The organism is Oceanitalea stevensii (assembly GCF_014837105.1).
Lineage (GTDB): Bacteria > Actinomycetota > Actinomycetes > Actinomycetales > Actinomycetaceae > Oceanitalea > Oceanitalea stevensii.
This window is the reverse complement of sequence record NZ_JACSPO010000006.1, coordinates 13,826-37,797: the sequence shown is the minus strand read 5'-3', so window position 1 is coordinate 37,797 and position 23,972 is coordinate 13,826. Positions and strand designations below refer to the sequence as shown.

Annotated in this window: 17 protein-coding genes; 8 read left to right on the top strand and 9 right to left on the bottom strand. The window is 73.0% G+C overall.

Annotated features, from left to right (window positions below; all coding sequences use genetic code 11):
* Window positions 1-151 precede the first annotated feature (151 nt).
* From H9624_RS11280 to H9624_RS11260, 5 genes are read right to left on the bottom strand one after another with little or no spacing between them, the layout of a single operon-like run.
* Window positions 152-643, bottom strand: a complete 492-nt coding sequence (locus H9624_RS11280) for a DedA family protein (RefSeq protein ID WP_251839990.1) — start codon at window positions 641-643, stop codon at window positions 152-154.
* Window positions 636-1,037 (bottom strand): Fur family transcriptional regulator, encoded by a 402-nt coding sequence (locus H9624_RS11275; RefSeq protein ID WP_504740253.1) that lies wholly within the window; start codon window positions 1,035-1,037, stop codon window positions 636-638. The genes H9624_RS11280 and H9624_RS11275 overlap by 8 nt, the downstream gene beginning before the upstream one ends.
* Window positions 1,034-1,939, bottom strand: coding sequence for a metal ABC transporter permease (locus H9624_RS11270; RefSeq protein ID WP_251839988.1), 906 nt, complete (start codon window positions 1,937-1,939; stop codon window positions 1,034-1,036). Before H9624_RS11270 ends, H9624_RS11275 begins: the two co-directional genes overlap by 4 nt.
* On the bottom strand, window positions 1,936-2,712 hold the full coding sequence (locus H9624_RS11265) for a metal ABC transporter ATP-binding protein (RefSeq protein ID WP_251839987.1): 777 nt from the start codon (window positions 2,710-2,712) through the stop codon (window positions 1,936-1,938). The genes H9624_RS11270 and H9624_RS11265 overlap by 4 nt, the downstream gene beginning before the upstream one ends.
* A gap of 26 nt (window positions 2,713-2,738) precedes the next feature.
* On the bottom strand, window positions 2,739-3,713 hold the full coding sequence (locus H9624_RS11260; protein ID WP_251839986.1) for a metal ABC transporter substrate-binding protein: 975 nt from the start codon (window positions 3,711-3,713) through the stop codon (window positions 2,739-2,741).
* Window positions 3,714-3,848: 135 nt separating this feature from the next.
* On the opposite strand from H9624_RS11260, the gene H9624_RS16935 reads away from it, so the two are divergent.
* The 5 genes from H9624_RS16935 (at window position 3,849) to dusB (ending at window position 14,057) form a co-directional block, all read left to right on the top strand.
* Window positions 3,849-5,798, top strand: coding sequence for an ATP-binding protein (locus H9624_RS16935; RefSeq protein WP_251839985.1), 1,950 nt, complete (start codon window positions 3,849-3,851; stop codon window positions 5,796-5,798).
* Window positions 5,798-9,916 (top strand): eCIS core domain-containing protein, encoded by a 4,119-nt coding sequence (locus tag H9624_RS11250; protein ID WP_251839984.1) that lies wholly within the window; start codon window positions 5,798-5,800, stop codon window positions 9,914-9,916. Before H9624_RS16935 ends, H9624_RS11250 begins: the two co-directional genes overlap by 1 nt.
* Before the next feature lie 131 nt (window positions 9,917-10,047).
* Complete coding sequence (locus H9624_RS11245; RefSeq protein ID WP_251839983.1) at window positions 10,048-11,436, top strand: glycine--tRNA ligase; 1,389 nt, start codon at window positions 10,048-10,050, stop codon at window positions 11,434-11,436.
* 178 nt (window positions 11,437-11,614) lie between these two features.
* A complete protein-coding gene (locus H9624_RS11240) occupies window positions 11,615-12,796 on the top strand; it encodes a YibE/F family protein (protein WP_251839982.1) in 1,182 nt (393 codons plus the stop codon).
* Window positions 12,797-12,899: 103 nt separating this feature from the next.
* Window positions 12,900-14,057 carry a tRNA dihydrouridine synthase DusB gene (gene dusB, locus H9624_RS11235; RefSeq protein ID WP_251840117.1) on the top strand — a complete coding sequence of 386 codons (1,158 nt, stop codon included), beginning with the start codon at window positions 12,900-12,902 and terminating at the stop codon, window positions 14,055-14,057.
* Window positions 14,058-14,129: 72 nt separating this feature from the next.
* Here dusB and H9624_RS11230 read toward each other — a convergent pair whose 3' ends face one another.
* From H9624_RS11230 to H9624_RS11220, 3 genes are all read right to left on the bottom strand, one after another.
* Entirely contained in the window at window positions 14,130-14,957 is an 828-nt protein-coding gene (locus H9624_RS11230) for an ABC transporter permease (protein ID WP_251839981.1), read from the bottom strand.
* A complete protein-coding gene (locus H9624_RS11225; RefSeq protein WP_251839980.1) occupies window positions 14,954-15,940 on the bottom strand; it encodes an ATP-binding cassette domain-containing protein in 987 nt (328 codons plus the stop codon). Before H9624_RS11225 ends, H9624_RS11230 begins: the two co-directional genes overlap by 4 nt.
* 167 nt (window positions 15,941-16,107) lie before the next feature.
* On the bottom strand, window positions 16,108-17,913 hold the full coding sequence (locus tag H9624_RS11220) for a glycoside hydrolase family 13 protein (protein WP_372435137.1): 1,806 nt from the start codon (window positions 17,911-17,913) through the stop codon (window positions 16,108-16,110).
* A gap of 170 nt (window positions 17,914-18,083) precedes the next feature.
* On the opposite strand from H9624_RS11220, the gene H9624_RS11215 reads away from it, so the two are divergent.
* Entirely contained in the window at window positions 18,084-19,622 is a 1,539-nt protein-coding gene (locus tag H9624_RS11215; protein ID WP_251839979.1) for an asparaginase, read from the top strand.
* Window positions 19,623-19,842: 220 nt separating this feature from the next.
* Here the strand turns inward: H9624_RS11215 and H9624_RS11210 are convergent, their stop codons facing one another.
* The gene (locus tag H9624_RS11210) at window positions 19,843-20,856 is read right to left on the bottom strand and encodes a LacI family DNA-binding transcriptional regulator (RefSeq protein ID WP_251839978.1); all 1,014 of its coding nucleotides are present in this window, start codon (window positions 20,854-20,856) and stop codon (window positions 19,843-19,845) included.
* Between the two features lie 174 nt (window positions 20,857-21,030).
* Here H9624_RS11210 and H9624_RS11205 point away from each other — a divergent pair, with 174 nt between their 5' ends.
* Window positions 21,031-22,275, top strand: coding sequence for a sugar ABC transporter substrate-binding protein (locus H9624_RS11205; protein ID WP_251839977.1), 1,245 nt, complete (start codon window positions 21,031-21,033; stop codon window positions 22,273-22,275).
* Window positions 22,276-22,357: 82 nt separating this feature from the next.
* The gene (locus H9624_RS11200; protein ID WP_251839976.1) at window positions 22,358-23,971 is read left to right on the top strand and encodes an ABC transporter permease subunit; all 1,614 of its coding nucleotides are present in this window, start codon (window positions 22,358-22,360) and stop codon (window positions 23,969-23,971) included.
* Window position 23,972: the final 1 nt, after the last annotated feature.

Sequence of the window (23,972 nt, the reverse complement as noted above, 5' to 3'; positions counted from 1 at the left end):
CGACCACCACCCGCCTTGCGCCGAGCGCTGAGTTATTACGGCGGCGCGAGGAACAACTCAGCGCTCGCGACCGCCACCCGCTGCGCCGAGCGCTGAGTTCTGACGGCGACGCCAGGAACAACTCAGCGCTCGCGACCACCACCCCGGGTGGTCATCGGTGGCGGCGGCGGTGGAGGACGACGGCGGCCACGACCGCCGCCGCGAGCACGACGAGCACCGCGATGCCCACCGGTGAGCCCGCTGCCGCGGCCAGCGCCGCGTTCCACACCGCGAAGCCGACGGTGGAGTAGATCGTCGCCCACGCGAGGGCGCCCGGTAGCTGCGCGACGGTGAAGCGCGGCCACGGCACGTGGAGGATCCCGGCGCCGGCCATCACCATGCTCTGCAGGCCGACGGTGAGGTAGGCGACGGGGACCGCGACCAGCCCCCAGCGGCGGACCAGCTCGACGCCCCGCTGGGCGCCCTGCCCGCTCAGCGCCCGGTGGGCCCGCAGCCGCCAGCCGCCTGTGGGGTGGGTGTGGCGCAGCGCCTGGACGGTCACCAGGCGCCCGAGCCAGTAGATGCCCTGACCACGCAGCATCGCGCCGGAGAAGAGGAAGGCGAAGACCAGCCAGAAGGGCCAGCCGGTGAGGAGCTCAGGCACCGGCGGGCCGGCGGGAGCACTGCGCGCACAGCCCGAAGAGGTCGAGGGTGTGCTCAATCGCGGTGAAGCCGTGCCGGGCGGCCATCTCCTCCGCCCAGGCCTCCACGCCGTCGCCGCTGATCTCCACCGTCGTGCCGCACTCGCGGCACACGAGGTGGTGGTGGTGCTTGACGCTCTCGCAGCGGCGGTACAGGGCCTCGCCGTCGTCGGCCCGCAGGACGTCCACCTCGCCGGCCTCCGCCAGCGCCTGGAGCGTGCGGTAGACGGTGGCCAGGCCCACGGAGTCGCCGGCCTCGCGCAGCGACTCGTGCAGCTGCTGGGCCGAGCGGAAGTCGTCGGTGCGCTCGAGCAGGTCGCTGACCGCGGCGCGCTGCCGCGTCATCCGGGGTCTCATGAGGCCTCGCGAAGCTCGACGTCGTCCTGGACGTCCGGGTGCGGGTCGGCCGCGGGGCTGCGGCGCCCGAGCAGCGGACGTGCCAGCGATACTACGCCGAAGACCCCGATCGCCAGCATGACGATGGTCGCGCCGGGGGAGAGCGGGTACACGTAGGTGACGGACAGACCCGTCACGCTGACCGCCAGTCCGATGACCATCGCGGCCGCCATCGTCCCGCGGAAGGAGCGGGTGACGAGCTGGGCCGTGGCCACGGGAACGATCATGAGCGCGGAGACGAGCAGGACGCCGACGACGCGCATCGCCACCGACACCGTGAGCGCCGCGAGGACGGCGACGACGATGTTGAGCAGCCGCACCGGCAGCCCGCTCGCGCGCGCGAACTCCTCGTCGTGGGAGAGCGCGAAGAGCGCCGGCCGCAGCCCGATCCCGACGGCGAGGATCGAGACCGCCAGCCCCATCGTCAGCCACAGGTCGGTGAGCGTGACCGTCGCGATGGAGCCGAAGAGGTAGCCGTTGAGGTTGGCGGTGGTGCCGCCGGCGATGCCGATGAGCAGGACGCCGCCGGCGATGCCGCCGTAGAAGAGGAGCGCGAGGGCGAGGTCGCCGCTCGTGCGGCCGCGCTCGCGGACGAGCTCGATGACGACGGCGCCGATGATCGAGGCGACGACGGCGCCCGGGACGGCGAGCGCGTCGTGCGGGGTGACGCCCAGGGTCCCGCCCACGAGCCAACCGACGGCCACGCCCGTGAGCGCCATGTGGCCGATGCCGTCACCGAGGAGGGACAGGCGCCGCTGGACCAGGTAGGTGCCCATGACGGGAGCGACGAGCCCGACGAGCACGGCGGCGATGAGCGCGCGCTGCATGAGGGGGCTGGCGAGCATGTCGAGCAGGACGGTCATGACAGCTCCAGCCGCAGCTCGGGGTTGTGCGGGTCGATCGGCTCGTCCTCGTGGGAGTGGTGGTGCTCGTGGTCGGGGTCGCTGTGGCCCGCGGCGGCCGGCGGCGGCGGGCCGTCGTGGACGACGCGCCCGTGGCGCAGGACGACGGCGCGCTCGAGCAGGCCGGCCAGCGAGCCGAGCTCGTGGAGGACGGTGAGGACGCTCGTGCCGCGCTCACGCAGGCCGGTGAGGGTGGCGGCGAGGGACTCCTGGGAGTCACGGTCGATGCCGGTGAGCGGCTCGTCGAGGACGAGGAGCTCGGGCCGGCGGACGAGGGCGCGGGCGATGAGGACACGCTGCTGCTGGCCGCCGGAGAAGACGCTGACCGTCTCGTTCGCGCGCTCGGCCAGGCCCACCTCGTCGAGGGCGGACAGCGCGAGGTCGCGCCAGCCGCGCGGCGGACGGAGCCGGCGGTTGTCGAGCAGGCCGGAGGCGACGACCTCCAGCGCCGTCGCCGGGGTGCCGGACGCCGCGCCCACCCGCTGAGGGACGTAGCCCACGCGGCGCCACGGCACGCGGCGACGGTCGGCGACGTCGGTGCCGAAGATCGCGACGCTGCCGCGGCTCACGGGCACGACCGACAGGAGGGCCTTGACGAGGGTCGACTTGCCCGAGCCGTTGGCGCCGAGGAGGGCGACCATCTCACCGCCGCGGACGTCGAGGTCCACGCCCTGGAGGATGCGGGCGCTGCCCAGGGTGACGTGGAGGTCGCGGGCACGCACGGGCAGGGCCATGGGTCCGTATGCTCCCACGTCGCCCGTCACGCGGCGGTGCACCCGAGGGCCTCCTGCAGCGCGGCGAGGTTGGCGCGCATGACGTCGAGGTAGTCGGCCGTCGTGTCCTTCTGGTTCTCCAGCGGGTCGAGGACGGCGCTGCGCAGGCCGAGGTCCTGCGCCAGCGCCTCCGAGACGGCGGGGCTGAGGAGCGACTCGACGAAGACGGTGTCGACGTCGTGCTCCCTGACGACCTCGGCGATCTCCGCGAGACGGGCGGGGGAGGGCTCGGTCTCCGGGTCGATGCCGGACAGGCCCTCCTGGTGGAGCCCGTGCGCGTCGGTGAGGTAGCCGTAGGCCTCGTGGGCGACGACGATCGTGTCGCGCTCGCAGGTGGCCAGGCCGGCGGTGATGTCGGCGTCCAGCTCGGCGAGCTCGGCGGCCACGCGCTCGGCGTTCGCGCGGTAGGCCGAGGCGCCGTCGGGGTCGATCTGCGCCAGCTCCTCGCCCAGGGCTGTGCCGACCTCGGCGAGCCGGACGGGGTCGAGCCACAGGTGGGGGTCGAGGGCCTCGCCCTCGTGGTCGTGGGCCTCCTCGGCGTGCTCGGCGTCGTCGTCGTGCGCGTGGCCGTGGTCGTGGCCGTCCGCGGGGAGGAGCTCGGTGTGCTCGGCGGCGTCGAAGGCGCGCACGCCGGTGGCGGCGACGGCGTCGTCGACGGCGGCCTGGAAGCCCGAGACGTGGACGACGAGCCCGGCTGCGCCCATGTCGGCGACGGTGCGCGGGGACAGCTCCAGGGTGTGCGGGTCGACGTTCGGCGGGGTGAGCGAGCCGACCGAGACGCGGTCCCCGCCGATCTCCTTCGCGAGATACTCCAGAGGGTAGACGCCGGTGAGGACCGTGACGGTGCCGCCGGCCGACGTCGCCGCGGTGGCGCCCGCGCCGGTGTCCTGGTCCTGGAAGGCCGCGCACCCGGAGAGGGCGAGGACGGCGAGGACGGCGGACAGCGTGCGCGAGCGACTCATGAGACTCATTCTCAAGAGTGATGAGAACCGTTGTCAACTCGGGTGCATGCCACCTCGCGTGCGCGATCGGGCAGCCGTTCGTGCGGGGCGCTCCCCGCGGCGTCGACGCGGTCGGACCGGCGGTATAACGGGAGAGTGGTGGGCGACGGGGTCACCTGGGAGGAGTTCGCCGACGTGGCGCTCCAGCGTGAGGCAGCCCTGTGCCGCCTCGCGGCGGGGGTGCCGCCCCGGGACTACGCCGGCCTCGTCGTGGACGACGCGGACGTCTCCCGCGCGCTGCGCTCCTTGCCCGGCCTCGACGGCCCTCCGGCGGCCGAGGCCGAACGCGTGAGGGCGCTGTTCGCCCCGCGCTGGGCGGCTGCCCGCGCGGCCCTGGCCGAGTGGCTGCGGGCCGGGCTCGACCCGCTCGCCCTCGCCGCGCGGAACGCAGGTCTCGGCCCGCCCGGTGCCGAGGCGCTCGCCCTTGCCTGCGCCGTGGAGGTCGAGCCGCAGCGGCAGCGGCTCGTCGCCTACGTGCAGGACTCCGTCCGCCTCGACCGGCCGACTCTCGCGGTCGTGGACCGGATCCTGGGCCGCGAGGCGACCTTGGCGCTGGCGCCCGGAGCGCCCCTGCGGACGAGCGGGCTGGTCGACGTCCGCGACGACGGCAGCCCGTGGGCGGTCCGCATGTGCACTGTGGCACCGCGGCTGGTCTGGGCCACGCGAGGGCACCACGGCTGTGACCCCGCGCTCCAGCCGGGCGCGACCGTGCGCCACCCGCGAGGCGCGACGTTCCATCTGCCGTCCGGTGACTCCGACGCCGTCCTCCTGCTCGTCCACGGCGCCGACGCCGAGAGCCGCCGTCGTGCCGTCGCCGAGCGGCATCCGGCACGTCCGCTGCTCGTCACACCGGTGCCCACCTCGACGGAGGCGTGGGCAGCCACGGCGCGGGAGGCGACCATCCGGGGCGCGGTCGTGCTGGTGGAGACGGACTCGGCGCTGGACGAGCGCACGGCGGTGCAGGTCGCGCGGCTGCGGCACCTGGCCGTGGCGATCTCCTCACCGCGCGAGCTGCCCCTGGAGAGCGTGCCGGCGCGGCGGGCTCTGGAGGTCGCCGTCCGCGACGGCGAGGCCGACGAGCAGGACTGGCGCGAGCGGATGGGGTCGGAGCCGCCGGACGGGTTCCACCTGAGCCGGGAGCAGCTGCGCCTCGCCGCGGGCGTCGCCCACGGGGACGCCTCCCGGCTCCCGGCCGCCGTGCGGCGCCTGGCCGGCGGTCACCTGGAGGGTCTGGCCACCCGGGTGCACGCCCAGCGCGGCTGGGCCGACCTCGTGCTCCCCTTCCCTCAGGAGCGCCTCCTGCGTGAGCTCGTCGTGAGGTACCGGCGACGCCGCACGGTGTTCACGGACTGGGGCTTCCGGCCGATCCCCTCGAGCGGGGTCGTCGGGCTCTTCGCCGGCCCGTCGGGGACGGGCAAGACCCTCGCCGCCGAGGTGGCGGCGGCCGAGCTGGGGCTGGACCTGTACAAGGTGGACCTGTCGGCCGTGGTGAGCAAGTACATCGGCGAGACGGAGAAGAACCTCGAACGCATCTTCACCGCGGCCGCCGCCGGTGACCTCGTGCTCTTCTTCGACGAGGCGGACGCCCTCTTCGGCAAGCGCTCGGAGGTCGGCAGCGCGCACGACCGGTACGCCAACATCGAGGTCGCCTACCTCCTCCAGCGGCTGGAGTCCTTCGACGGTGTCGCGGTGCTCGCCACCAACCTGCAGCGCAACGTCGACGAGGCGTTCCTGCGCCGGATGTCCGTGGTCGTGTCCTTCGCGGCGCCCGACGAGGAGCAGCGGCGGCGGATCTGGCAGCTCTCCTTCCCACCGCAGGCTCCCGTCGAGGCGGTGGACGTCGACTTCCTGGCCCACCAGTTCACCGTCACCGGTGGGACGATCCGCAACGCGGCGCTCGGCGCCGCCTTCGCCGCTGCGGAGGCGGGCACCGCGATCACCATGGAGACGGTGGTGCGCGCCATGCAGCGCGAGTTCCTCAAGCTCGGCCACCTGTCCACCGAGGCGGAGCTGGAGCGCTACCTCGACGTCCTCCGGACCCGGTGATGACCACCACCCGCCTGCGCGAGCGGGTGATGCACGAGGACACCGAGGACGTCACGCGGTCGGTGGCGTCCCGCCGCCACGACCGCCCACCCGCGGCGTCCAACGCCGCCCTCGCCCGGGCGGTCCACGGCGCCGGGGACGTCCCCCCGGCCGTCGCCACCCTCTCCGTCAGCCACCCCGGTGACCTCCTCGAGCGCGAGGCGGAGGCGCTCGCCGCCGCCGTCGTGCGCAACCCCGGTGGAGGGCCGGGACCCAACCGTGCCGACGGGGCGAGCCCGGCCCCGGGCACGCCGGCCGGCCACTCGGCGGGCGCCGACGGACGCACACCCGCCCGCACCGCCGACGGGGGCCCGGCGCCCGGCAACGGCCGCGCCGGTGTCGCCCGCGCCGCCGACGCAGGACCCGCACCCGACGTCGTCGCCGCCGGCGGCGAGGTGCCCGTGTCCGAGCAGGTCACCTCCGTCCTCGCGGCGCCCGGCGCGGGGGAGGCGTTGCCCGGCGGCGTGCGGGCGAGCGTCGAGCCGCACCTGGGCGTCGACCTCGGAGGCGTGCGCGTCCACCGCTCGACGGCGGCACGTGCGGCGGCGGTGGAGCTGCAGGCCAGGGCGTTCACCGTCGGGCGGGACATCTTCCTCGGGCCGGGGCAGTCGCCCGCCGACCTCGCGCTCATGGCCCACGAGACCGCCCACGTCGTCCAGCAGGGCGGCGCGCGAGCGTCGCGCTACCCGCTCATGCGCGACGTCGAGGTCAGCGACCTCATCCCGGACTTCATCCTCGACGGCGTACGGTCCGGCGCCCGCAGCATCCCGGGCTACTCGGTGCTCGGGGCGATCCTCGGCAAGGACCCGCTCACCGACGCGCCGCTGCCGACCGGCCCGACCGCCTTCGTCGAGCAGCTGCTCACCCTCGGGCCGTTCGGGAGCGCCGTCGGTCCCGTGCTCGACGCGATCGACATCGCCGGCGACGTCGTGCGCCTGCTGCGTGACGGCCTCGCGGCGCACGACCTCACCGCCGAGCGGATCACCCGCGACATCGGCGCCGCCTGGGACGAGCTGTCCGTGACGGAGGGCGTGAGCGGCAACCTGGCGATCATCGAGCGGTACGTGGACGCCATCGTCGCCGACGTCCGCGCCTTCGTCATCGGCATCGCCGACGCCGTGATCGCCAAGGTGCGTGCCGTCGCCGCCGACGTCGCCGAACCGCTGGTGCGCCGTCCGGAGGTCGCGCCGTACTGGGACCTGGCGGTCAAGGTCTTCCACCACGACCCGCTGCGCGGGACGGAGGTGAACGCGCCCACCGTCGAGATCCTCGCCGACTTCCTCACGCTCATCGGCAAGGGCGACGTCGTCGCCCAGATGACCGAGCGGGGGACCCTCCAGGAGACGGCGGACTGGCTCGACACCCAGTGGGCGCGGTTCGCCGGGCTGCTGGTCCGGGCGGTCCAGCTGTTCTCCGACGCCTGGGACGCCGTCAGCCCCGAGCACCTGCCCGACCTCCTCGACAACCTCGGCGCGCTCGCCGAGCGCGCGATCGCCCTCGTCCGCGACATCGGCGACTTCGCCTGGGACGTCCTCGAGCAGGTGCTCGTCCTGGTCAAGCGCTCGCTGCTCGGGATGCTCGCCGAGCACGCGAACAAGGTTCCCGGGTTCCACCTGCTCACCGTCATCCTCGGGCGCAACCCGTTCACCGGCGACGACGTCCCGCGCACGGCGCAGAACCTCATCCGCGGGTTCATCACCCTGCTCCCGGGCGGGGAGCAGACGTACGCCGAGCTCAGCGAGTCCGGTGTGGTCCCGCGGGCGGCGGCCCGCATCGAGGCCGAGCTGGTCAGGCTCGAGATCACCCCGGACCTCGTCAGCTCGACCTTCCTCGGGATCTGGGACTCGGTGACCCTGGAGGACCTCGCGGCGCCGGGCGACACCTTCGACCGCATCGTCGACGCCTTCGGCGAGCCGCTGGCCCGGATCGTGGAGTTCGCGGCGGTCGTCGTCGAGGAGGTCGTCGGCCTCATCCTCCGGCTGATGAACTTCCCGTCCGAGCTGCTCGGCAACATCCTCGCCAACGTCGCCGCCGCCGCCCAGCAGATCCAGCGCGACCCGGTCGGGTTCCTCCGCAACCTCGTGACGGCACTGCGGATGGGCTTCGAGGGCTTCTTCACCCGGATCGCCGGTCACCTCCTGCGGGGGCTGGGGGACTGGCTGTTCCGCGGGCTGCGCTCCCTGGGGATCGCGCCGCCGGCGGCGCTGGACCTGCAGTCGATCCTCACCCTCGTCCTCGAGGTGCTCGGCGTGACCGTCGAGACGCTCTGGGCGAAGCTCGCGAAGAAGATCGGCCCGGAGAACGTCGCCCGGATCCGGGGCGCCATCGACAAGCTCACCGGGGCCTGGGCGTTCGTCAAGGACGTCCAGGAACGCGGCGTCAGCGCCGTGTGGGACCTCCTCGCGGAGAAGCTCGGCGACCTGTGGCAGACGGTCCTCACCATGGCCAGCAGCTGGATCATGAAGGAGATCGTCGAGAGCGCCGTCGTCAAGCTGCTCTCGTTCCTCGACCCCACCGGGATCATGGCGATCATCAACGGGACGATTGCCTTCTTCAACGCCGTCCAGTCCGCCATCGACTACTTCCGCGACATGCTGGAGATCCTTGACCGGTTCGTCGGGACGATCGCGTCCGTCGCCCGCGGCGACACCGCCCCGGCCGCCGCGCGCCTCGAGCAGGGGCTCGCCTCTGCGGTCCCGGTCGCGATCGGGCTGCTCGCCTACCAGGTGGGGCTCGGCAACGCCCCGGAGAAGGTGCGCGACATCATCGAGCAGCTCCGCGCGCTCGTCGACGAGGCCCTCGAGTGGCTCATCGACAAGGCGTGGCAGCTCGGGCAGAGCGTGCTCAGCGCCCTGCGGGGAGAGACGCCGGAGGGCGCCGCGGAGGGGGAGGGGACCGAGGGTCCGGAGACCCCGCAGAGCCGGCAGGTCAAGGACAAGGCCAAGGCGCGCATCGCCGAACGAACGGCGCGCCCCTTCGCGTCGATGGCCGACCTGCGTGCCGTGCTGGACGAGATCCTCACCGAGCTCCAGCCCGAGGGGCTCAAGCAGATCGGCACCGAGGTGAGGCCGGACGCGCCGGGCAAGGCGCACATCACGGTCGCGGCGAGCGAGGCGGAGGACGCCGGTGACGTCCAGGTCCCCGTCGACGAGGCGGTCCGGCAGCAGGTGCTGGCGGCCCTGAGGCCGCTCGTTCCCCACCTGGAGCAGAACGTCATCGATGCGGAGGTCGCCACGCTGGCCGCGAGGACGGCAGGCAACCCCAAGCTGCCGGATGCGATCAACGCGGCCGCCAGGGCACTGGTCGACCCGGACGCCATCGCGACCGTCCTCGCCCAGATCGCGAAGCGAGCGGAGGCGTTCGAGCAGGAGGAGATCACCTTCACCCTCCGGGTGGTGCGGGCGGAGACACGCACCGGGTCGGGCAAGATCAAGACCCCGCCCGGCCCCACCGGGGAGACGGCGACGTTGACGCTGAAGAAGGGCGAGCGCGACGAGGCCCGGCTCGCCGCCCTCCTCGACATGTCCGAACGTGCCGGCCGCGGCGAGGGCACCCGCGCGCACGTCACCGTGCTCCTCCCCGGCAAGGCGAAGAAGGACAACAACTTCCGGCCGGAGACGTTCTTCGAGCACGTCGTCCACCAGGGGTACCGGTTCCTGGACGTCGCGATCGTCCAGCAGGACGCGGCGACGGCGGAGCACGGCGCGGCCACCCACCTCGTCCAGGACCTCGTGGTCGACGGCGCGGTCAAGCAGTTCGGGATGACCGCCGAGACGCTCCGTCCACTGATCTCGCCGGACCTCTGGCTCGTCATGTACGACCAGATGACCACGGCGGTGAACGCGGCGGGGGAGCGGACGAACGCGATCATGAACGACCCGAACCAGCTCTGGCCGCAGCTCCGGGAGGTGGTCGGGGACCTGGACCGGGCCCTGCGCGAGGCCGACCGGCTGCTCATCGCCGACGCCGCCGCCGCGCCGCCCCCGGCGGACGGTGCGCCGCCGCCGGCGGAGGCGGCTCCTCCGGCGGAGCCGCCCGCTCCACCTCCCGTCCCGGACGGCGGCGGCCAGGGCGGCTAGGGCGCGCGGCCGCGTGACCTGCTCCTCGTGCGTGGCCAGGTAGGTTGGTCCGGTGCTCGCGCCAGCCAGGCGCGGGTCTGACCAGTTCGCACCCGCCAGGTGCGGACGCACAACAGACTGGAGTGATTGACGTGGCCGCTGCGCCTTCCCGACTGGATTCCGTCATCAACCTCGCGAAGCGGCGAGGCTTCGTCTTCCCCTCCGGGGAGATCTACGGCGGTACCCGGTCCGCGTGGGACTACGGGCCCCTCGGCGTGGAGCTGAAGGAGAACATCAAGCGCCAGTGGTGGCGCACCGTCGTCCAGGCACGTGAGGACGTCGTGGGGCTGGACTCCTCGATCATCCTGCCGCGCCAGGTGTGGGTCGCCTCCGGCCACGTCGGGGTCTTCACCGACCCGCTCACCGAGTGCCTCTCCTGCCACAAGCGCTTCCGCGCCGACCAGATGGAGGAGGAGTTCGAGGAGAAGAAGGGCCGCGCCCCCGAGGGTGGCCTCGCCGAGATCTCCTGCCCCAACTGCGGCACCCGTGGCCAGTGGACCGAGCCGCGCGACTTCAACATGATGCTCAAGACCTACCTCGGCCCCGTCGAGGACGAGTCCGGGCTGCACTACCTGCGCCCCGAGACCGCCCAGGGCATCTTCGTGAACTTCGGCCAGGTCATGACGACCTCCCGGAAGAAGCCCCCGTTCGGCATCGCGCAGATCGGCAAGTCCTTCCGCAACGAGATCACGCCGGGCAACTTCATCTTCCGCACCCGCGAGTTCGAGCAGATGGAGCTGGAGTTCTTCGTCGAGCCGGGCACGGACGAGGAGTGGCACCAGCGCTGGATCGACGCGCGCACCGAGTGGTACACGAACCTCGGCATCAAGCCCGAGAACCTGCGCCACTACGAGCACCCGCAGGAGAAGCTCTCGCACTACTCCACGCGCACTGTCGACATCGAGTACCGCTTCGGCTTCGCCGGCAGCGAGTGGGGCGAGCTCGAGGGCATCGCCAACCGCACCGACTTCGACCTCAAGACCCACACCGAGCACTCGGGCCAGGACCTGTCCTACTTCGACCAGGCCAAGAACGAGCGCTGGGTGCCCTACGTCATCGAGCCCTCCGCAGGCCTCACCCGCTCGCTCATGGCCTTCCTCGTCGAGGCCTACAGCGAGGACGAGGCCCCCAACGCCAAGGGCGGGGTCGACAAGCGCACCGTGCTCAAGCTCGACCCGCGCCTGGCGCCGGTCAAGGCCGCGGTGCTGCCGCTGTCCCGCAACGAGCAGCTCTCCCCGGTGGCCCGCAACCTCGCCACCGAGCTGCGCCAGTACTGGAATGTCGACTTCGACGACGCCGGTGCCGTGGGCCGTCGCTACCGCCGCCAGGACGAGATCGGCACGCCGCTGTGCGTGACGGTGGACTTCGACACCCTCGAGGACCAGGCCGTGACGATCCGCGACCGCGACACCATGGGCCAGGAGCGCGTGGCGCTCAGCCAGGTGCGCAGCTACCTCGCCGAGCGCCTCGTCGGCGCCTGATCGCCAGACGGCGGCCGCTGACTGCGGCCGCCGCACGCACCGTGCGCCCGTCGGTCCACCGTGCGCCCCGTCTACCGGGCGCACAGTGGCATCGACGGGCGCACAGTGCGTCTGGCGGAGGGCGCCGGCGGGGTGTCGTGCGGCCGGCGGCGCCACCGGCCGGGTTAGGTTCGCCCCGATGACCCACACCCACGTCCTCGACCAGACGCCCGCGCAGCTGCCGCCCGACCAGGCCCGCCGCGCCCGGGTCGTGCTCGCCGCGATCGTCGTCCCGCTGCTCCTCGCGACCCTCGTCGGGCTCGTGTGGATGTGGCCCACCGGGGAGACGCCGGTCGGCTCCCAGCCGCTCGTCGCCGAGGGGATGTCGATCGAGACGGCGACGGTCGTCGAGGTGACCGGCACGCCGGGCGCGGAGGTCCGCGCCGAGCTGCTCACCGGGCAGGGCGAGGGCCAGGTCATCCCGGTCCAGGTCCCGCCGGAGATCCTCGAGAACGGCACCGACGAGGGTGACCGCATCCGGCTGCTCTTCACGCCCGCGGCGCTCGGCTCGGGGGTGCCCTACGTCTTCTGGGACTTCGAGCGGTCGGCGCCGATCGGGTGGCTGGCCGCCCTGTACGCCGTCGTCGTCCTCCTCGTGGCACGGTGGCGCGGACTGGCAGCGATGGCGGGGCTGGGCGCCTCGCTCGCCGTCGTCGTCCTGTTCGTCCTGCCCGCGCTCATGACCGGCGCCCCGCCGCTCGCCGTCGCGCTCGTCGGGGGCAGCGCGATGATGTTCTTCTCCGTCTACCTCGCCCACGGCGTCTCCATCCGGACGACGACGGCGCTGCTCGGCACCTTCATCGGCCTCGCCGTGACGACGGGGCTGGCCCTGTGGGGGACCCGCGCCGCGAACCTCACCGGCACGACGTCGGAGACCTCCCTCATGCTCTTCGGCACCTACCCGGGGCTGCGGCTGCAGGACCTCCTCCTGTGCGGGATCGTCATCGCCGGCCTCGGCGCCCTCAACGACGTGACGATCACGCAGGCGTCGGCGGTGTGGGAGCTGCACGCCGCGGACGGGACGATGGGCCGGCGCCGGCTGTGGGCGGGCGGGATGCGCATCGGGCGCGACCACATCGCCTCGACCGTCTACACCCTCGCCTTCGCCTACGTCGGCACCGCCCTGCCCGTGCTCCTCATGGCCGCCTCCTACGACCGCGCCTTCCTCGACACGCTCATGGCGGGGGAGCTCGCCGAGGAGGTCGTGCGCACGCTCGTCTCCTCCGTCGGCCTCGTCCTCGCCATCCCCGCGACGACGGCCATCGCCGCCGCCCTCGTCCGCGTGAGCACCGCCCGCGCCGAGCCCGCCGCCCGGGCGTGAGGTCACCCACGGTGACGGCCTCGCCGCGGCCTGGGAGAATGCCCGGGTGACCTCCCTCCAGATCGGCCCGGTGTCGGTGGGCAGCCCGGTGGTGCTGGCCCCGATGGCCGGCGTCACCAACCCGCCCTTCCGACGGCTGTGCCGCGAGGCCGGCCTCGCTGCCCTCGACGAGGACGCGCGCGCCGCCGCCCGCCCCGGCGAGTACGCGCCGGCGGGCCTGTACGTCACCGAGATGGTCACCTCGCGGGCCCTGGTCGAGCGCACGCCGGAGACGATGCGGATGGTGAGCGCCGACCCGCTCGAGCCGGTCCGCTCCGTCCAGCTCTACGGCGTCGACCCGGCGACCGTGACCGCCGCGGTGCGGATCCTCGTCGAGGAGGACCGCGCCGACCACGTCGACCTCAACTTCGGCTGCCCCGTCCCCAAGGTCACCCGCAAGGGCGGCGGGGCGGCGCTGCCGTGGAAGCGCGACCTCTTCCAGGCCATCGTCACCGGCGCGGTCGCCGCCGCGCGCGAGGGCTCCCGTCACCGCGACCGCGAGGTCCCGGTGACGGTGAAGATGCGCATGGGCATCGACGACGACCACCTCACCTACCTCGACGCCGGCCGCATCGCTGAGCAGGCCGGCGTCTCCGCCGTCGCGCTCCACGCCCGCACCGCCGCCCAGCACTACTCCGGCGAGGCGCGCTGGGAGTCGATCGCGCGCCTCAAGGAGGCCGTCCGCAGCGTCCCGGTGCTCGGCAACGGGGACATCTGGTCCGCCGAGGACGCCGTGGAGATGGTGCGCCAGACCGGCTGCGACGGCGTCGTCGTCGGGCGCGGCTGCCAGGGGCGGCCGTGGCTGTTCACCGACCTCGTCGCCGGGTTCGCCGGGTCCCCGCTGCGGGTGCGCCCGGGGCTCACGGAGGTGGCCGCCGTCATCCGCAGGCACGCCGAGCTCATGGTCGAGCACTTCGAGTCCGAGACCAAGGCGCTGCGCGAGCTGCGCAAGCACATGGCCTGGTACCTCAAGGGCTACGTCGTCGGCGGGGACGCCCGGCGCGAGCTCGGCCTCGTGAGCACCCTGGCCGAGCTCGACGAGCGCCTCGCCGTCCTCGACCTCTCCCAGCCTTACCCGGGCGAGGGCGCCGAGGGCCCGCGCGGGCGCGCCGGGTCCCCGAAGGTCCCGCACCTGCCCGAGGCCTGGCTGGAGAGCCAGGACATCGACGAGCGGCTGCGCCGGCTCCTCACCGAGGCCGAGCTCTCCATCTCCGGCGGCTGACCCTCCTACCACCGAGAGCTGAGCTGTTCCGCGGAACAACTCAGCTCTCGGCGACGGAGCGGTGGGAGTGCCTCAGCCGCGCGTGCGGTAGATGTGCATGGTGATCGGCGCGAAGACCGCGGTGAGCGCGGCCGAGGCGATGAGCACCCAGCCGACGTCGGAGAACGTCGCCCCGCCGCTCATGAGCCCCCGCACCGCCGTGACGAGGTGGCTCACCGGGTTGAGCTCGACGACCGTCTGCAGCCCCGAGGGCATGGTCCGCGGGTCGACGAAGATGTTCGACGCGAAGGTCAGCGGCATGAGGACGAGCATCGACACGCCCATGACGGCGTTGGGGCTGCGCATGACGAGGCCGAGGATCGTGAAGATCCAGCTGAGCGAGAAGGCGAAGACGAGCAGGAGCAGGACGGCCATGAGGACGCCGCTCAGCCCGCCCTCCGGGCGGAAGCCGAGGAGCAGCCCGAGCACGAGCGTGACGCACGAGGCGATCGTGTACCGGACCGTGTCCCCGAGCAGCGCCCCGACGATCGGCGCGGGCCGCCAGATGGGCAGCGAGCGGAAGCGGTCGAAGACGCCCTTGGTGATGTCGGTGTTGAGCGTGAAGCCGGTGTACACGCTGACGACGAGCACCGTCTGCACCATGATCCCCGGCAGCAGGAACTGCAGGTAGGTCCGGGTGTCCCCGGCGATCGCACCACCGAAGAGGTAGGTGAACATCAGGGTGAAGATGATCGGGGTGAGCGTGACGTCGAAGAGCTGCTCGGGCACGTGCTTGATCTTGAGCAGCGCCCGGTGCGCGAAGGTGAGCGTGCTGCTGACGGCCGAGGCGCGGCTGGGCCGCTCCAGGACCTCCACGGCCTCGCGCAGGGCGGTGTTGGAACCGATGTCGAGGGACCTCATGACGTGGCCTCCGCTGTCGTCTGCTCGGCCGGCTCCTCGGCCGGGCTGCCGGTGAGGGCGAGGAAGACCTCGTCCAGGCTGGGCTGGCCGAGGGAGAACTCCGGCACCGTGACCCCCGCCGCGTGGAGCGCGACGAGCGCGCGGGCCGGGGAGTCGGGGGCGTGGTCGGGCACCCGGGCGCTGAGGCCCAGGCCGTCGGGCAGCTCGGTGACGGGGGTGCCGAGGACGTCGTCGAGGACGGCGGCGGCACGCGGCCGCTCGGCGCGCTCGGCCACCCGCAGCGTCACCGTGCCCGTGCCGACGGACGCCTTGAGCTGCGGTGCGGTGCCCTCGGCGATGAGCCGGCCGTGGTCGATGACGGCGATCCGGTCGGCGAGCTGGTCCGCCTCGTCGAGGTACTGGGTGGTGAGGAGGACGGTGGTGCCCTGGGCGACGAGCAGCCGGATGATGTCCCACACCTGGTTGCGGCTGCGCGGGTCCAGGCCCGTGGTCGGCTCGTCGAGGTAGAGCACCCGCGGGCTCATGACGAGGCTCGCGGCGAGGTCGATGCGGCGGTGCATGCCGCCGGAGTAGTTCTTCACCTGTTTGCCCGCGGCGTCCGCGAGGTCGAAGGCGGCGAGCAGCTCGGCGGCCCGCTGCTTGGCCCGGGCGGCGGAGAACCCGTACAGGCGGGCGAGCACGACGAGGTTCTCCGTGCCGGTGAGGTCCTCGTCCACCGAGGCGTACTGCCCGGTGAGGCCGACGTCGGTACGCACGGCGTCCGCCTGGGTGCGGATGTCGTGCCCGAGGACGCGCGCCGTGCCGGCGTCCGGGACGAGGAGTGTGGCGAGCATCCGCACGATCGTCGTCTTGCCGGCGCCGTTGGGCCCGAGCAGGCCGAAGACGGTGCCGCGCTCGACGGTGAGGTCGACGCCGTCGACGGCGGTCGTCTCCTTGAAGCGTTTGACGAGGCCCTCGGCCTCGATGGCTGGTCCGTTTCCCATGGTGGCTCCTTCGCGTGGTTGGTCGGTTGGACCTGTGCCGGACCCGGAACTCATCGCTGGGGCGAGGCTACGCCCGGCCACCGACACCCGAACAGGACTTTTCGGGCACGCGAACGGTGAGAGCCGGCCCCCGCGAGGGGGACCGGCTCTCGGCGGGACGCGCGGGCTCAGGCCTGGGCGCGCAGCCAGACGGTCGTGTCGGTCGGCAGCGCGCCACCGGCGAGCGGGCCGCTGGCGACGAGGACCTCGTGGCCCTCGGGCAGCGCGACCGGCTCGGTCCCGAGGTTGGCCATGACGACGACGGCGGGGCGCTCCTCGCCGGTGTTGCGGACGGCGACGACGTCCTCGCCCGCCGTCACGAGGTCCATCGCGCCGGCGCCGAGACGGTGCTCGGCGCGCAGGGCGAGGGCCCGGCGGTAGAGGCTGAGCGTGGAGTCCTCCTGCTGCTCCTGGACGTCCGGGGCGAGCGCGGCCCAGGACTCGGGCTGGGGCAGCCAGGTGCGCCCGGTGGGGGAGAAGCCCAGGCCCGGGGCGTCCGAGCGCCACGGCAGCGGCACGCGGCAGCCGTCGCGGCCCTTCTCGGCGTGGCCGGTGCGCCACCACGCCGGGTCCTGGCGCAGCGAGTCGTCCAGGGTGGTGTGCTCGGGCAGGCCGAGCTCCTCGCCCTGGTAGACGTAGGCGCTGCCGGCGAGGCCGAGCATGAGGAGGGAGGCGGCGCGGGCGCGGCGCAGGCCGAGCTCGGCGTCGGGCTGGGTGTCCTCGGCGCCGATCCCGTTGGGGCCCTTGCCGGTCTCGGCCAGACCCAGGCGCGAGGCGTGCCGGACGACGTCGTGGTTCGACAGCACCCACGTCGTCGGGGCACCGACGGCGTCGTTGGCGGCGTAGGACCCGGTGATCGACTCCCGCAGCTCGGCGGGGCTCCACCGCGTGACGAGGAAGTTGAAGTTGAAGGCCTGGTGCATCTCGTCGGGGCGGACGTAGAGCGCGAGCCGCTCGAGCGGCTCCACCCAGGCCTCGGCGACGAGGATGCGGTCACCGTCGTACTCGTCGAGCACGGCGCGCCACTCGCGGTAGATCTCGTGGACGCCGTCCTGGTCGAACATCGGGCTGCGGCCGGTCTCGACGTCGTCGCTCGCGTCGGGGGCGAGGACCTCGTCCTCGGCCGCGGCGAGCCCCTCCTCGACGTCGGTCCCCTCGACCATGCGGACGTGGCCGGCCCAGTCCGGCAGCCCGGCCGCCTTGACCAGGCCGTGCGCGACGTCGACCCGGAAGCCGTCGACGCCCCGGTCGAGCCAGAAGCGCAGGATGCTGCAGAACTCCTCGTGGACCTCGGGGTGGTCCCAGTTGAGGTCCGGCTGGCTGCTGTCGAACAGGTGGAGGTACCACTGGCCGTCACGCTCCCAGCTGCTGCCGGGGGCGTCGGGCCGCTCGCTCACGCGCGTCCACGCCGAGCCGCCGAAGACCGACTGCCAGTTGTTCGGCGGCTCCTCGCCGTACTCGCCGGCGCCCTCGCGGAACATGTAGCGGGCCCGGGCCGCCGAGCCGGGGCCGTCGGCCAGCGCCTGGCGGAACCAGGCGTGCTGGTCGGAGGTGTGGTTGGGCACGAGGTCGACGACGACGCGCAGGCCCAGCTCGTGCGCGCGGGCGATGAGGGCGTCGGCGTCGGCGAGCGTCCCGAAGAGCGGGTCGACGTCGCGGTAGTCGGCGACGTCGTAGCCGGCGTCCTTCTGCGGGGAGCGGTAGAAGGGGGAGAGCCACACCGCGTCGACACCCAGCCGGGCGAGGTGCTCCAGCCGCTCGGTGACGCCGGGCAGGTCACCGATCCCGTCGCCGTCGGCGTCCCCGAAGGAGCGCGGGTACACCTGGTAGATGACGGCGGTGCGCCACCACTCGGCGTCGGCGGTGGGCTGGTGCACGACCTGTCCGGTCAGGGTCTGGGGCAGGTGAGGGCTGGCGGTCACAGGCGCGTCCATCTCTCGGCGGGGTGGAGGGGGTCCGCAGTACGTTACCCGCGCTCCCGAGCCGCGCCCAACGGTCCGCGAAGTCGAAACGTGACCGACGCGGGGGTGCAACGGTCGTGAAACACCTCGTTGGGAGCGTGTGCCCACCGGGCGCCCGCCCGGCCACACACGCGAGGAGCCACATGAACACGACTCACCCACGGGCCCGTGCACTCACCGCCCTCACCTCCGTCGCGCTCGCGGCGGGTGTCCTGCTCGCGCCCGCAGCGGGCGCGGCCCCCGAGGAGGACCTGCCACGCGTCACGGTCGTCGCCACCGGCGGCACGATCGCCGGCAAGGCGCAGGGCCGCGACACCTTCACGAGCTACCGAGCCGGGACCTACCCGATGGCGGACATGGTCGCCCAGCTCGAGCCCGAGATCGGGGCCTTCGCCGACGTCGACGTCGTCCAGTTCGGCAACTCCGGGTCCGGCGGCTACACGATCGAGCAGTACCGCGAGCTCACCGCGACGGTGGAGGAGGCGCTGGAGGAGTCCGACGCCGTCGTCGTCACCACCGGCACCGACACGATGGAGGAGTTCGCCTACTGGCTCGACCTCACGGTGCAGAACCGCAAGCCGGTCATCCTCACCGGCGCCATGCGCCCGTGGGCGGCGGGGGAGACGGCCGGGGAGGCCGGCGTCATCGGTGCCGACGGCCCGGCCAACCTGCTCCAGGCCGTGCGCCTGGGCGCGAGCCAGAAGACCTTCTGCTTCGGCACGGTTCTCATGCTGAACGACGAGATCCACGCCGCCCGGGACGTCACCAAGGGCAACACGACGCGCAACGACACCTTCGTCACCCGCCAGCTCGGTGCCCTCGGCTGGATCGACGGCGCGAGCGTCCACGTCCAGCGGGCCCCGGCGCGCGTCCTCGACTGCGTCGACGAGGACTGGTTCACGCCCTTCGACCTCGACGAGCTCGGCTCGGCCGCGCTTCCCCGCACCGAGGTCTTCTACAACTACCAGCAGGCCGGTGGCGAGGCGATCACCGCCTTCACCGAGGCCGGGGTCACCGGCATCGTCACCGCGGGCACCGGTGCCGGCGGCATCTCCTCCGCGCCGGGACAGGCGCGCCGCGCCGCGATCGCCGAGGGCGTGTGGTTCGTCAGCACGAGCCGCACCGGCAGCGGCACCGTCGACGGCGGCGGTGAGGGCATCATCGCCGGCGGGGACCTGCTGCCGCAGAAGGCCCGCCTGCTGCTCCTCCTCAGCCGCGCCTTCACCGAGGACATCGAGCAGGCGCGCGAGTGGTTCGCGACGCTCGGCACGCCGAGCTTCGACCAGTCCGCCCTCGCCGGCACCGTGAGCCCCACCCCCGGCGGGGAGCCGGGGGAGGAGCCGACGACGGAGCCCACCACCGCGCCGACGACGCCGCCCGCGACTCCCGGCACGGGTGAGGAGCCGGCCGGCGAGGAGCCGGCGGGTGAGGTGCCCGCCGGTGAGGAGCCGGCGGGCGAGGTGCCTGCCGGGGAGCAGCCCGCCGGTGAGGAGCCGGACGGCTCGGAGGACGGGACGGACACCGCCGCCGGCGTCGGCGGTGGCGGGAGCGGCGGCGGTGGGCTTCCCGCCCTCGGTGCGCCGGTCCAGGCCGCGCTGACCGCCGCGGCGCTCGCGGTCCTCGCGGGCGGCACGCTCTACGCGCTGCACCGCCGCCGGACCTGGGCGGTCGCCGGGGAGTGAGACCAGCGCCGCGGGGAGGGGTCGGGCGGCTCCTCCCCGCGGCGCGCTCGTTGCGGCGGTGGTGAGCCTCCCCTTCGGCTCGCCTACGTGCAGCAGCCGTCGCTGATCTGCGCACAGGTGCGCGACACGCCGGCGACACGCCGGGACGGGTGTCGCTCGGAGATTCCGGTGCGGAACCTGTGCGCAGGATCCGTGCAGGGGCAGCGGGCCGGCCGGGCCGTCAGGAGCGGGGCGCCGCCGCCGTGGAGCCCCGGACGATGAGCTCGGCGACGAAGAGGAGCTCGCTGCGCGGGGCGCGTGAGCCGCTGATCTCGGCGACGAGGGACGTGACGGCCGCGTGGCTCATCGCGTCCACCGGCTGACGCAGCGTCGTCAGCGGCGGGTCGGTGAAGGCCATGAGCGGGGAGTCGTCGAAGCCGACGACGGAGACGTCCTCGGGCACCGAGAGCCCGCGGCTGCGCGCGGCGCGGACGGCGCCGAGCGCCATGAGGTCCGAGCCGCAGATGATCGCGGTGCAGCCCTGGTCGAGGAGGATGCCGGCGGCGGCCTGGCCCCCCTCGAAGGTGAAGAGGGTGGGCACGACGTACCCGGCGCCGTCGGGGAGCAGGGCGGCGACCGCGCGCTCGAAGCCCGCGCGCTTGCGCTGGGCGGGGACGAAGCGGTCCGGTCCGATGGCCAGGCCCAGGCGGGTGTGCCCCTGGGAGACGAGGTGGCGCACGGCCAGCTCCATGCTCCCGGAGTCGTCGGTGGAGAAGGCGGCGGCGTCGAGCTCACCGGTGTAGCCGTTGACGAGGACGAAGGGCACGCCCTTGGACCGCAGCCGCTCGTAGCGGTCGACGTCCGCCTCGGTGTCGGCGTGGAGGCCCGAGACGAAGACGATGCCGTCGACGCCGTGGTCGAGGAGCATCTCCACGTACTGGTCCTCGGTCGTCCCGCCGGGGGACTGGGTGCACAGCAGCGGCGTGTAGCCGAGCGTCGAGAGCACCGACTCGATGGACTGCGCGAAGGCGGGGAAGACCGGGTTGGTCAGCTCGGGCACGACGAGCCCGATGAGCCCCGCCGACCGTGAGCGCAGCCGCTCGGGCCGCTCGTAGCCCAGCATGTCGAGGGCGGCGAGGACGGCCTTGCGGGTCTCCGCCGCGACCTCCGGCTTGCCGTTGAGGACCCGGGACACGGTGGCGGTGCTGACCCCGGCCTGGTCGGCGACGTCTGTCAGTCTGGTGCGTCCCTGCATCGCAGACTCCTCCCTGCTGTCCTGTCTGTCCGATGTGCGGGTGCAATCGTTGCATGAAAGTTACTGCAACGTGTTGCACTCCGTTGCCGGAGCGGCTTACGCTGCGCCGAAACGGCACAGCGACGCGGCTCTGACGCCGGCGTCGCCTCGGCCCCGACAGAGGAGAGATACCGGATGCGCCGTAGCATCGTGATCACCGCAGCCGTCGCACTGACGCTCGGACTCGCCGCTTGTGGCAGCGAGTCGGAGGAGCCGGAGGAGACCACCCCCGAGGCCTCGCAGGACTCCGAGGAGCCCACCGCCGCTGAGGGCGGCGCCCTCACCATCTGGGTCGACGACACCCGCGAGGCGGCCGTCGCCGCCGCGGCCGAGGCCTTCGAGGCCGAGACCGGCACCACCGTCGAGCTCGTCCAGAAGAACTTCGACGACATCCGCCCCGACTTCCTCGCCCAGGTCCCCACCGGCGAGGGCCCGGACATCACCGTCGGCGCCCACGACTGGCTCGGCGAGCTCACCGCCAATGGTGTCGTCGCCCCCGTCGAGCTCGGCGACAAGGCCGGCGAGTTCGAGGGCGTCGCCGTCGAGGCCTTCACCTACGAGGGCCAGGTCTACGGCCTGCCCTACGCGATCGAGAACATCGCCATCTACCGCAACACCGCGCTCGTGGACGAGACCCCCGCGACCTTCGACGAGATGATCGCCATGGGCGAGGAGTCCGGCGCGGAGTACCCCTTCCTCGTCCAGATCACCGAGGTCGGCGACCCGTACACGATGTACCCGTTCCAGACGTCCTTCGGGGCGCCGGTCTTCGAGACGAACGCGGACGGCAGCTACACGGCCGAGCTCGCCCTGGGCGGCGAGAACGGCAACGCCTTCGCCCAGTGGCTCGCCGAGCAGGGCGAGGCCGGCACGCTCAACACCTCGTGGGAGTACGACATCGTCGTGGAGGCCTTCGCGAACGGCGAGGCGGCCTACCTCCTCGGCGGCCCGTGGATGCTCGCCTCCTTCGAGGGCCTCGACGTCGCCGTCGACCCGATCCCGTCCGCCGGTGGGGAGCCCGCGCAGCCCTTCACCGGTGTCCAGGGCTTCTACGTGAGCGCGCAGAGCGACAACGCCCTGCTCGCCACGGACTTCCTCGTCAACTACATGGCCACCGAGGAGGCGCAGATCGCGCTGTACGAGGCCGGTGACCGCACGCCGGCGCTCACCGCCGCCGCCGACACCGTCTCGGAGGACCCGGTCGCGGCCGGCTTCCGCGAGGTCGGCGCCGACGCCGTGCCCATGCCCTCCATCCCCGAGATGGGCGAGGTGTGGAACTTCTGGGGCGTCACCGAGGGGCAGATCATCTCCGGCCAGCTCGACCCGGTCGAGGGCTGGGAGAAGATGGTCTCGGACATCCAGGCCGCGATCGGCGGCTGACGCACGCGCGCGGCACGCCCGGTGACGGGCGTGCGGCGCACGTGCCCCCACCCCCTCGCCTCTTCGCCCCGGAAGGCACGCGATGTCCCAGCCCCAGGCCCCTCAGCTCTCGACGGCGGACTCGGAGCCCGAGACGCTCCACGTCCGGCGCACGCCGCACTCGCGGACGTACACGCCGGGCTTCTTCGTCAAGGTCGCGCTCATGGCGCTCGTCAACGCCCTCGGCGTCTTCATCGTCATCCAGGCGTGGGTGGCGGAGTCGTGGGGCGTGCTCGCGGCCATGGTCGCGCTCCTCGTCGCCGCCGACTACGTGTACTTCTCGCGCCGCTCGCTGCCGATGAAGTACATCCTCCCGGGGCTGGCCTTCCTCCTCGTCTTCCAGGTCTTCACCGTCGCCTACACCGGCTACGTCGCGTTCACGAACTACGGGCAGGGCCACAACTCCTCCAAGGGCGACGCGATCGAGGCGCTGCTCATCCAGAACGAGCAGCGGGTGGAGGGCTCCAGCTCCTACCCGCTCGCCGTCGTCGAGCGCGACGGGGAGCTGGGCTTCGCCGTCGTCGACGACGGCACCGTCCGGGCCGGCACCGCCGAGGAGCCGCTCGCGGACGTCGACGGCGCCGTCGTCACCGACGGGGCGGTCACCGAGGTCCCCGGCTGGGAGCTCGTCGACCGGCAGACGGTCATCACCCGGCAGAACGAGGTCGTCGAGCTGCGCGTCCCGGTGTCCGACGACGCCGAGCAGGGCTCGATCCGTACCCAGGACGGGCGCAACGGCTTCGTCTACCGCTCGGTCCTCGAGTACGACGAGGCGGCGGACACGATGACCAACCTCGAGACCGGCGTCGTCTACCGCCCCAACGACACCGGGCAGTTCGAGGCGGAGGACGGCTCCACCCTCAACGTCGGCTGGCGCGTGCCCGTGGGCCTGGACAACTTCACCACGGCCTTCGGCGACTCCCGGTACGCGGAGCCCTTCCTCCAGGTGCTCGTGTGGACCTTCGCCTTCGCGATCCTCACCGTCGGCCTCACCTTCTTCCTCGGCCTGTTCTTCGCGCTCGTCCTCAACGACGAGCGGGTCCGGGGGCGCAAGGTGATGCGGGCGCTGCTCATCCTGCCCTACGCCTTCCCCGCGCTCATGTCCTACCTGCTGTGGCGCGGCATGCTCAACACGGACTTCGGGTTCGTCAACCAGGTGCTGCTCGGCGGGGCGGAGGTGCCGTGGCTGACCAACGAGTGGCTCGCCCGCGCCGTCGTCCTCGGCGTCCAGCTGTGGGTGGGCTTCCCCTACATGTTCCTCATCACGACCGGTGCGCTGCAGTCGATCCCCAGCGACGTCATGGAGGCGGCCCGCATCGACGGCGCCGGGCGGCTGCGGATCTTCCGCTCGCTCACCCTGCCGCTCCTGTTCATCGCCGTCGCCCCGCTCCTCATCTCGTCCTTCGCCTTCAACTTCAACAACTTCAACGGCATCGAGATGCTCACCGAGGGCGGACCACGCTTCCAGGACACCTCGGTGCCCGTGGGCGCGACCGACATCCTCATCACGATGGTCTACTCGATCTCCGGGCTCGACGGCCGGGCGGCGACCAACTACGGCCTCGCCTCCGCGCTGTCCCTCGTCATCTTCCTCATCGTCGCGACGATCTCGGCGATCACCTTCCGCAAGACCCAGGCGCTGGAGGACATCAGCTGAC

Coding starts and splice junctions, on each gene's coding strand:
- H9624_RS11275 (WP_504740253.1), bottom strand. CDS start 1,037: ATGAGACCCCGGATGACGCGGCAGCGCGCCGCGGTCAGCGACCTGCTC.
- H9624_RS11270 (WP_251839988.1), bottom strand. CDS start 1,939: ATGACCGTCCTGCTCGACATGCTCGCCAGCCCCCTCATGCAGCGCGCG.
- H9624_RS11265 (WP_251839987.1), bottom strand. CDS start 2,712: ATGGCCCTGCCCGTGCGTGCCCGCGACCTCCACGTCACCCTGGGCAGC.
- H9624_RS11260 (WP_251839986.1), bottom strand. CDS start 3,713: ATGAGTCGCTCGCGCACGCTGTCCGCCGTCCTCGCCGTCCTCGCCCTC.
- H9624_RS11250 (WP_251839984.1), top strand. CDS start 5,798: ATGACCACCACCCGCCTGCGCGAGCGGGTGATGCACGAGGACACCGAG.
- H9624_RS11240 (WP_251839982.1), top strand. CDS start 11,615: ATGACCCACACCCACGTCCTCGACCAGACGCCCGCGCAGCTGCCGCCC.
- dusB (WP_251840117.1), top strand. CDS start 12,900: ATGGCCGGCGTCACCAACCCGCCCTTCCGACGGCTGTGCCGCGAGGCC.
- H9624_RS11230 (WP_251839981.1), bottom strand. CDS start 14,957: ATGAGGTCCCTCGACATCGGTTCCAACACCGCCCTGCGCGAGGCCGTG.
- H9624_RS11225 (WP_251839980.1), bottom strand. CDS start 15,940: ATGGGAAACGGACCAGCCATCGAGGCCGAGGGCCTCGTCAAACGCTTC.
- H9624_RS11220 (WP_372435137.1), bottom strand. CDS start 17,913: ATGGACGCGCCTGTGACCGCCAGCCCTCACCTGCCCCAGACCCTGACC.
- H9624_RS11215 (WP_251839979.1), top strand. CDS start 18,084: ATGAACACGACTCACCCACGGGCCCGTGCACTCACCGCCCTCACCTCC.
- H9624_RS11210 (WP_251839978.1), bottom strand. CDS start 20,856: ATGCAGGGACGCACCAGACTGACAGACGTCGCCGACCAGGCCGGGGTC.
- H9624_RS11205 (WP_251839977.1), top strand. CDS start 21,031: ATGCGCCGTAGCATCGTGATCACCGCAGCCGTCGCACTGACGCTCGGA.
- H9624_RS11200 (WP_251839976.1), top strand. CDS start 22,358: ATGTCCCAGCCCCAGGCCCCTCAGCTCTCGACGGCGGACTCGGAGCCC.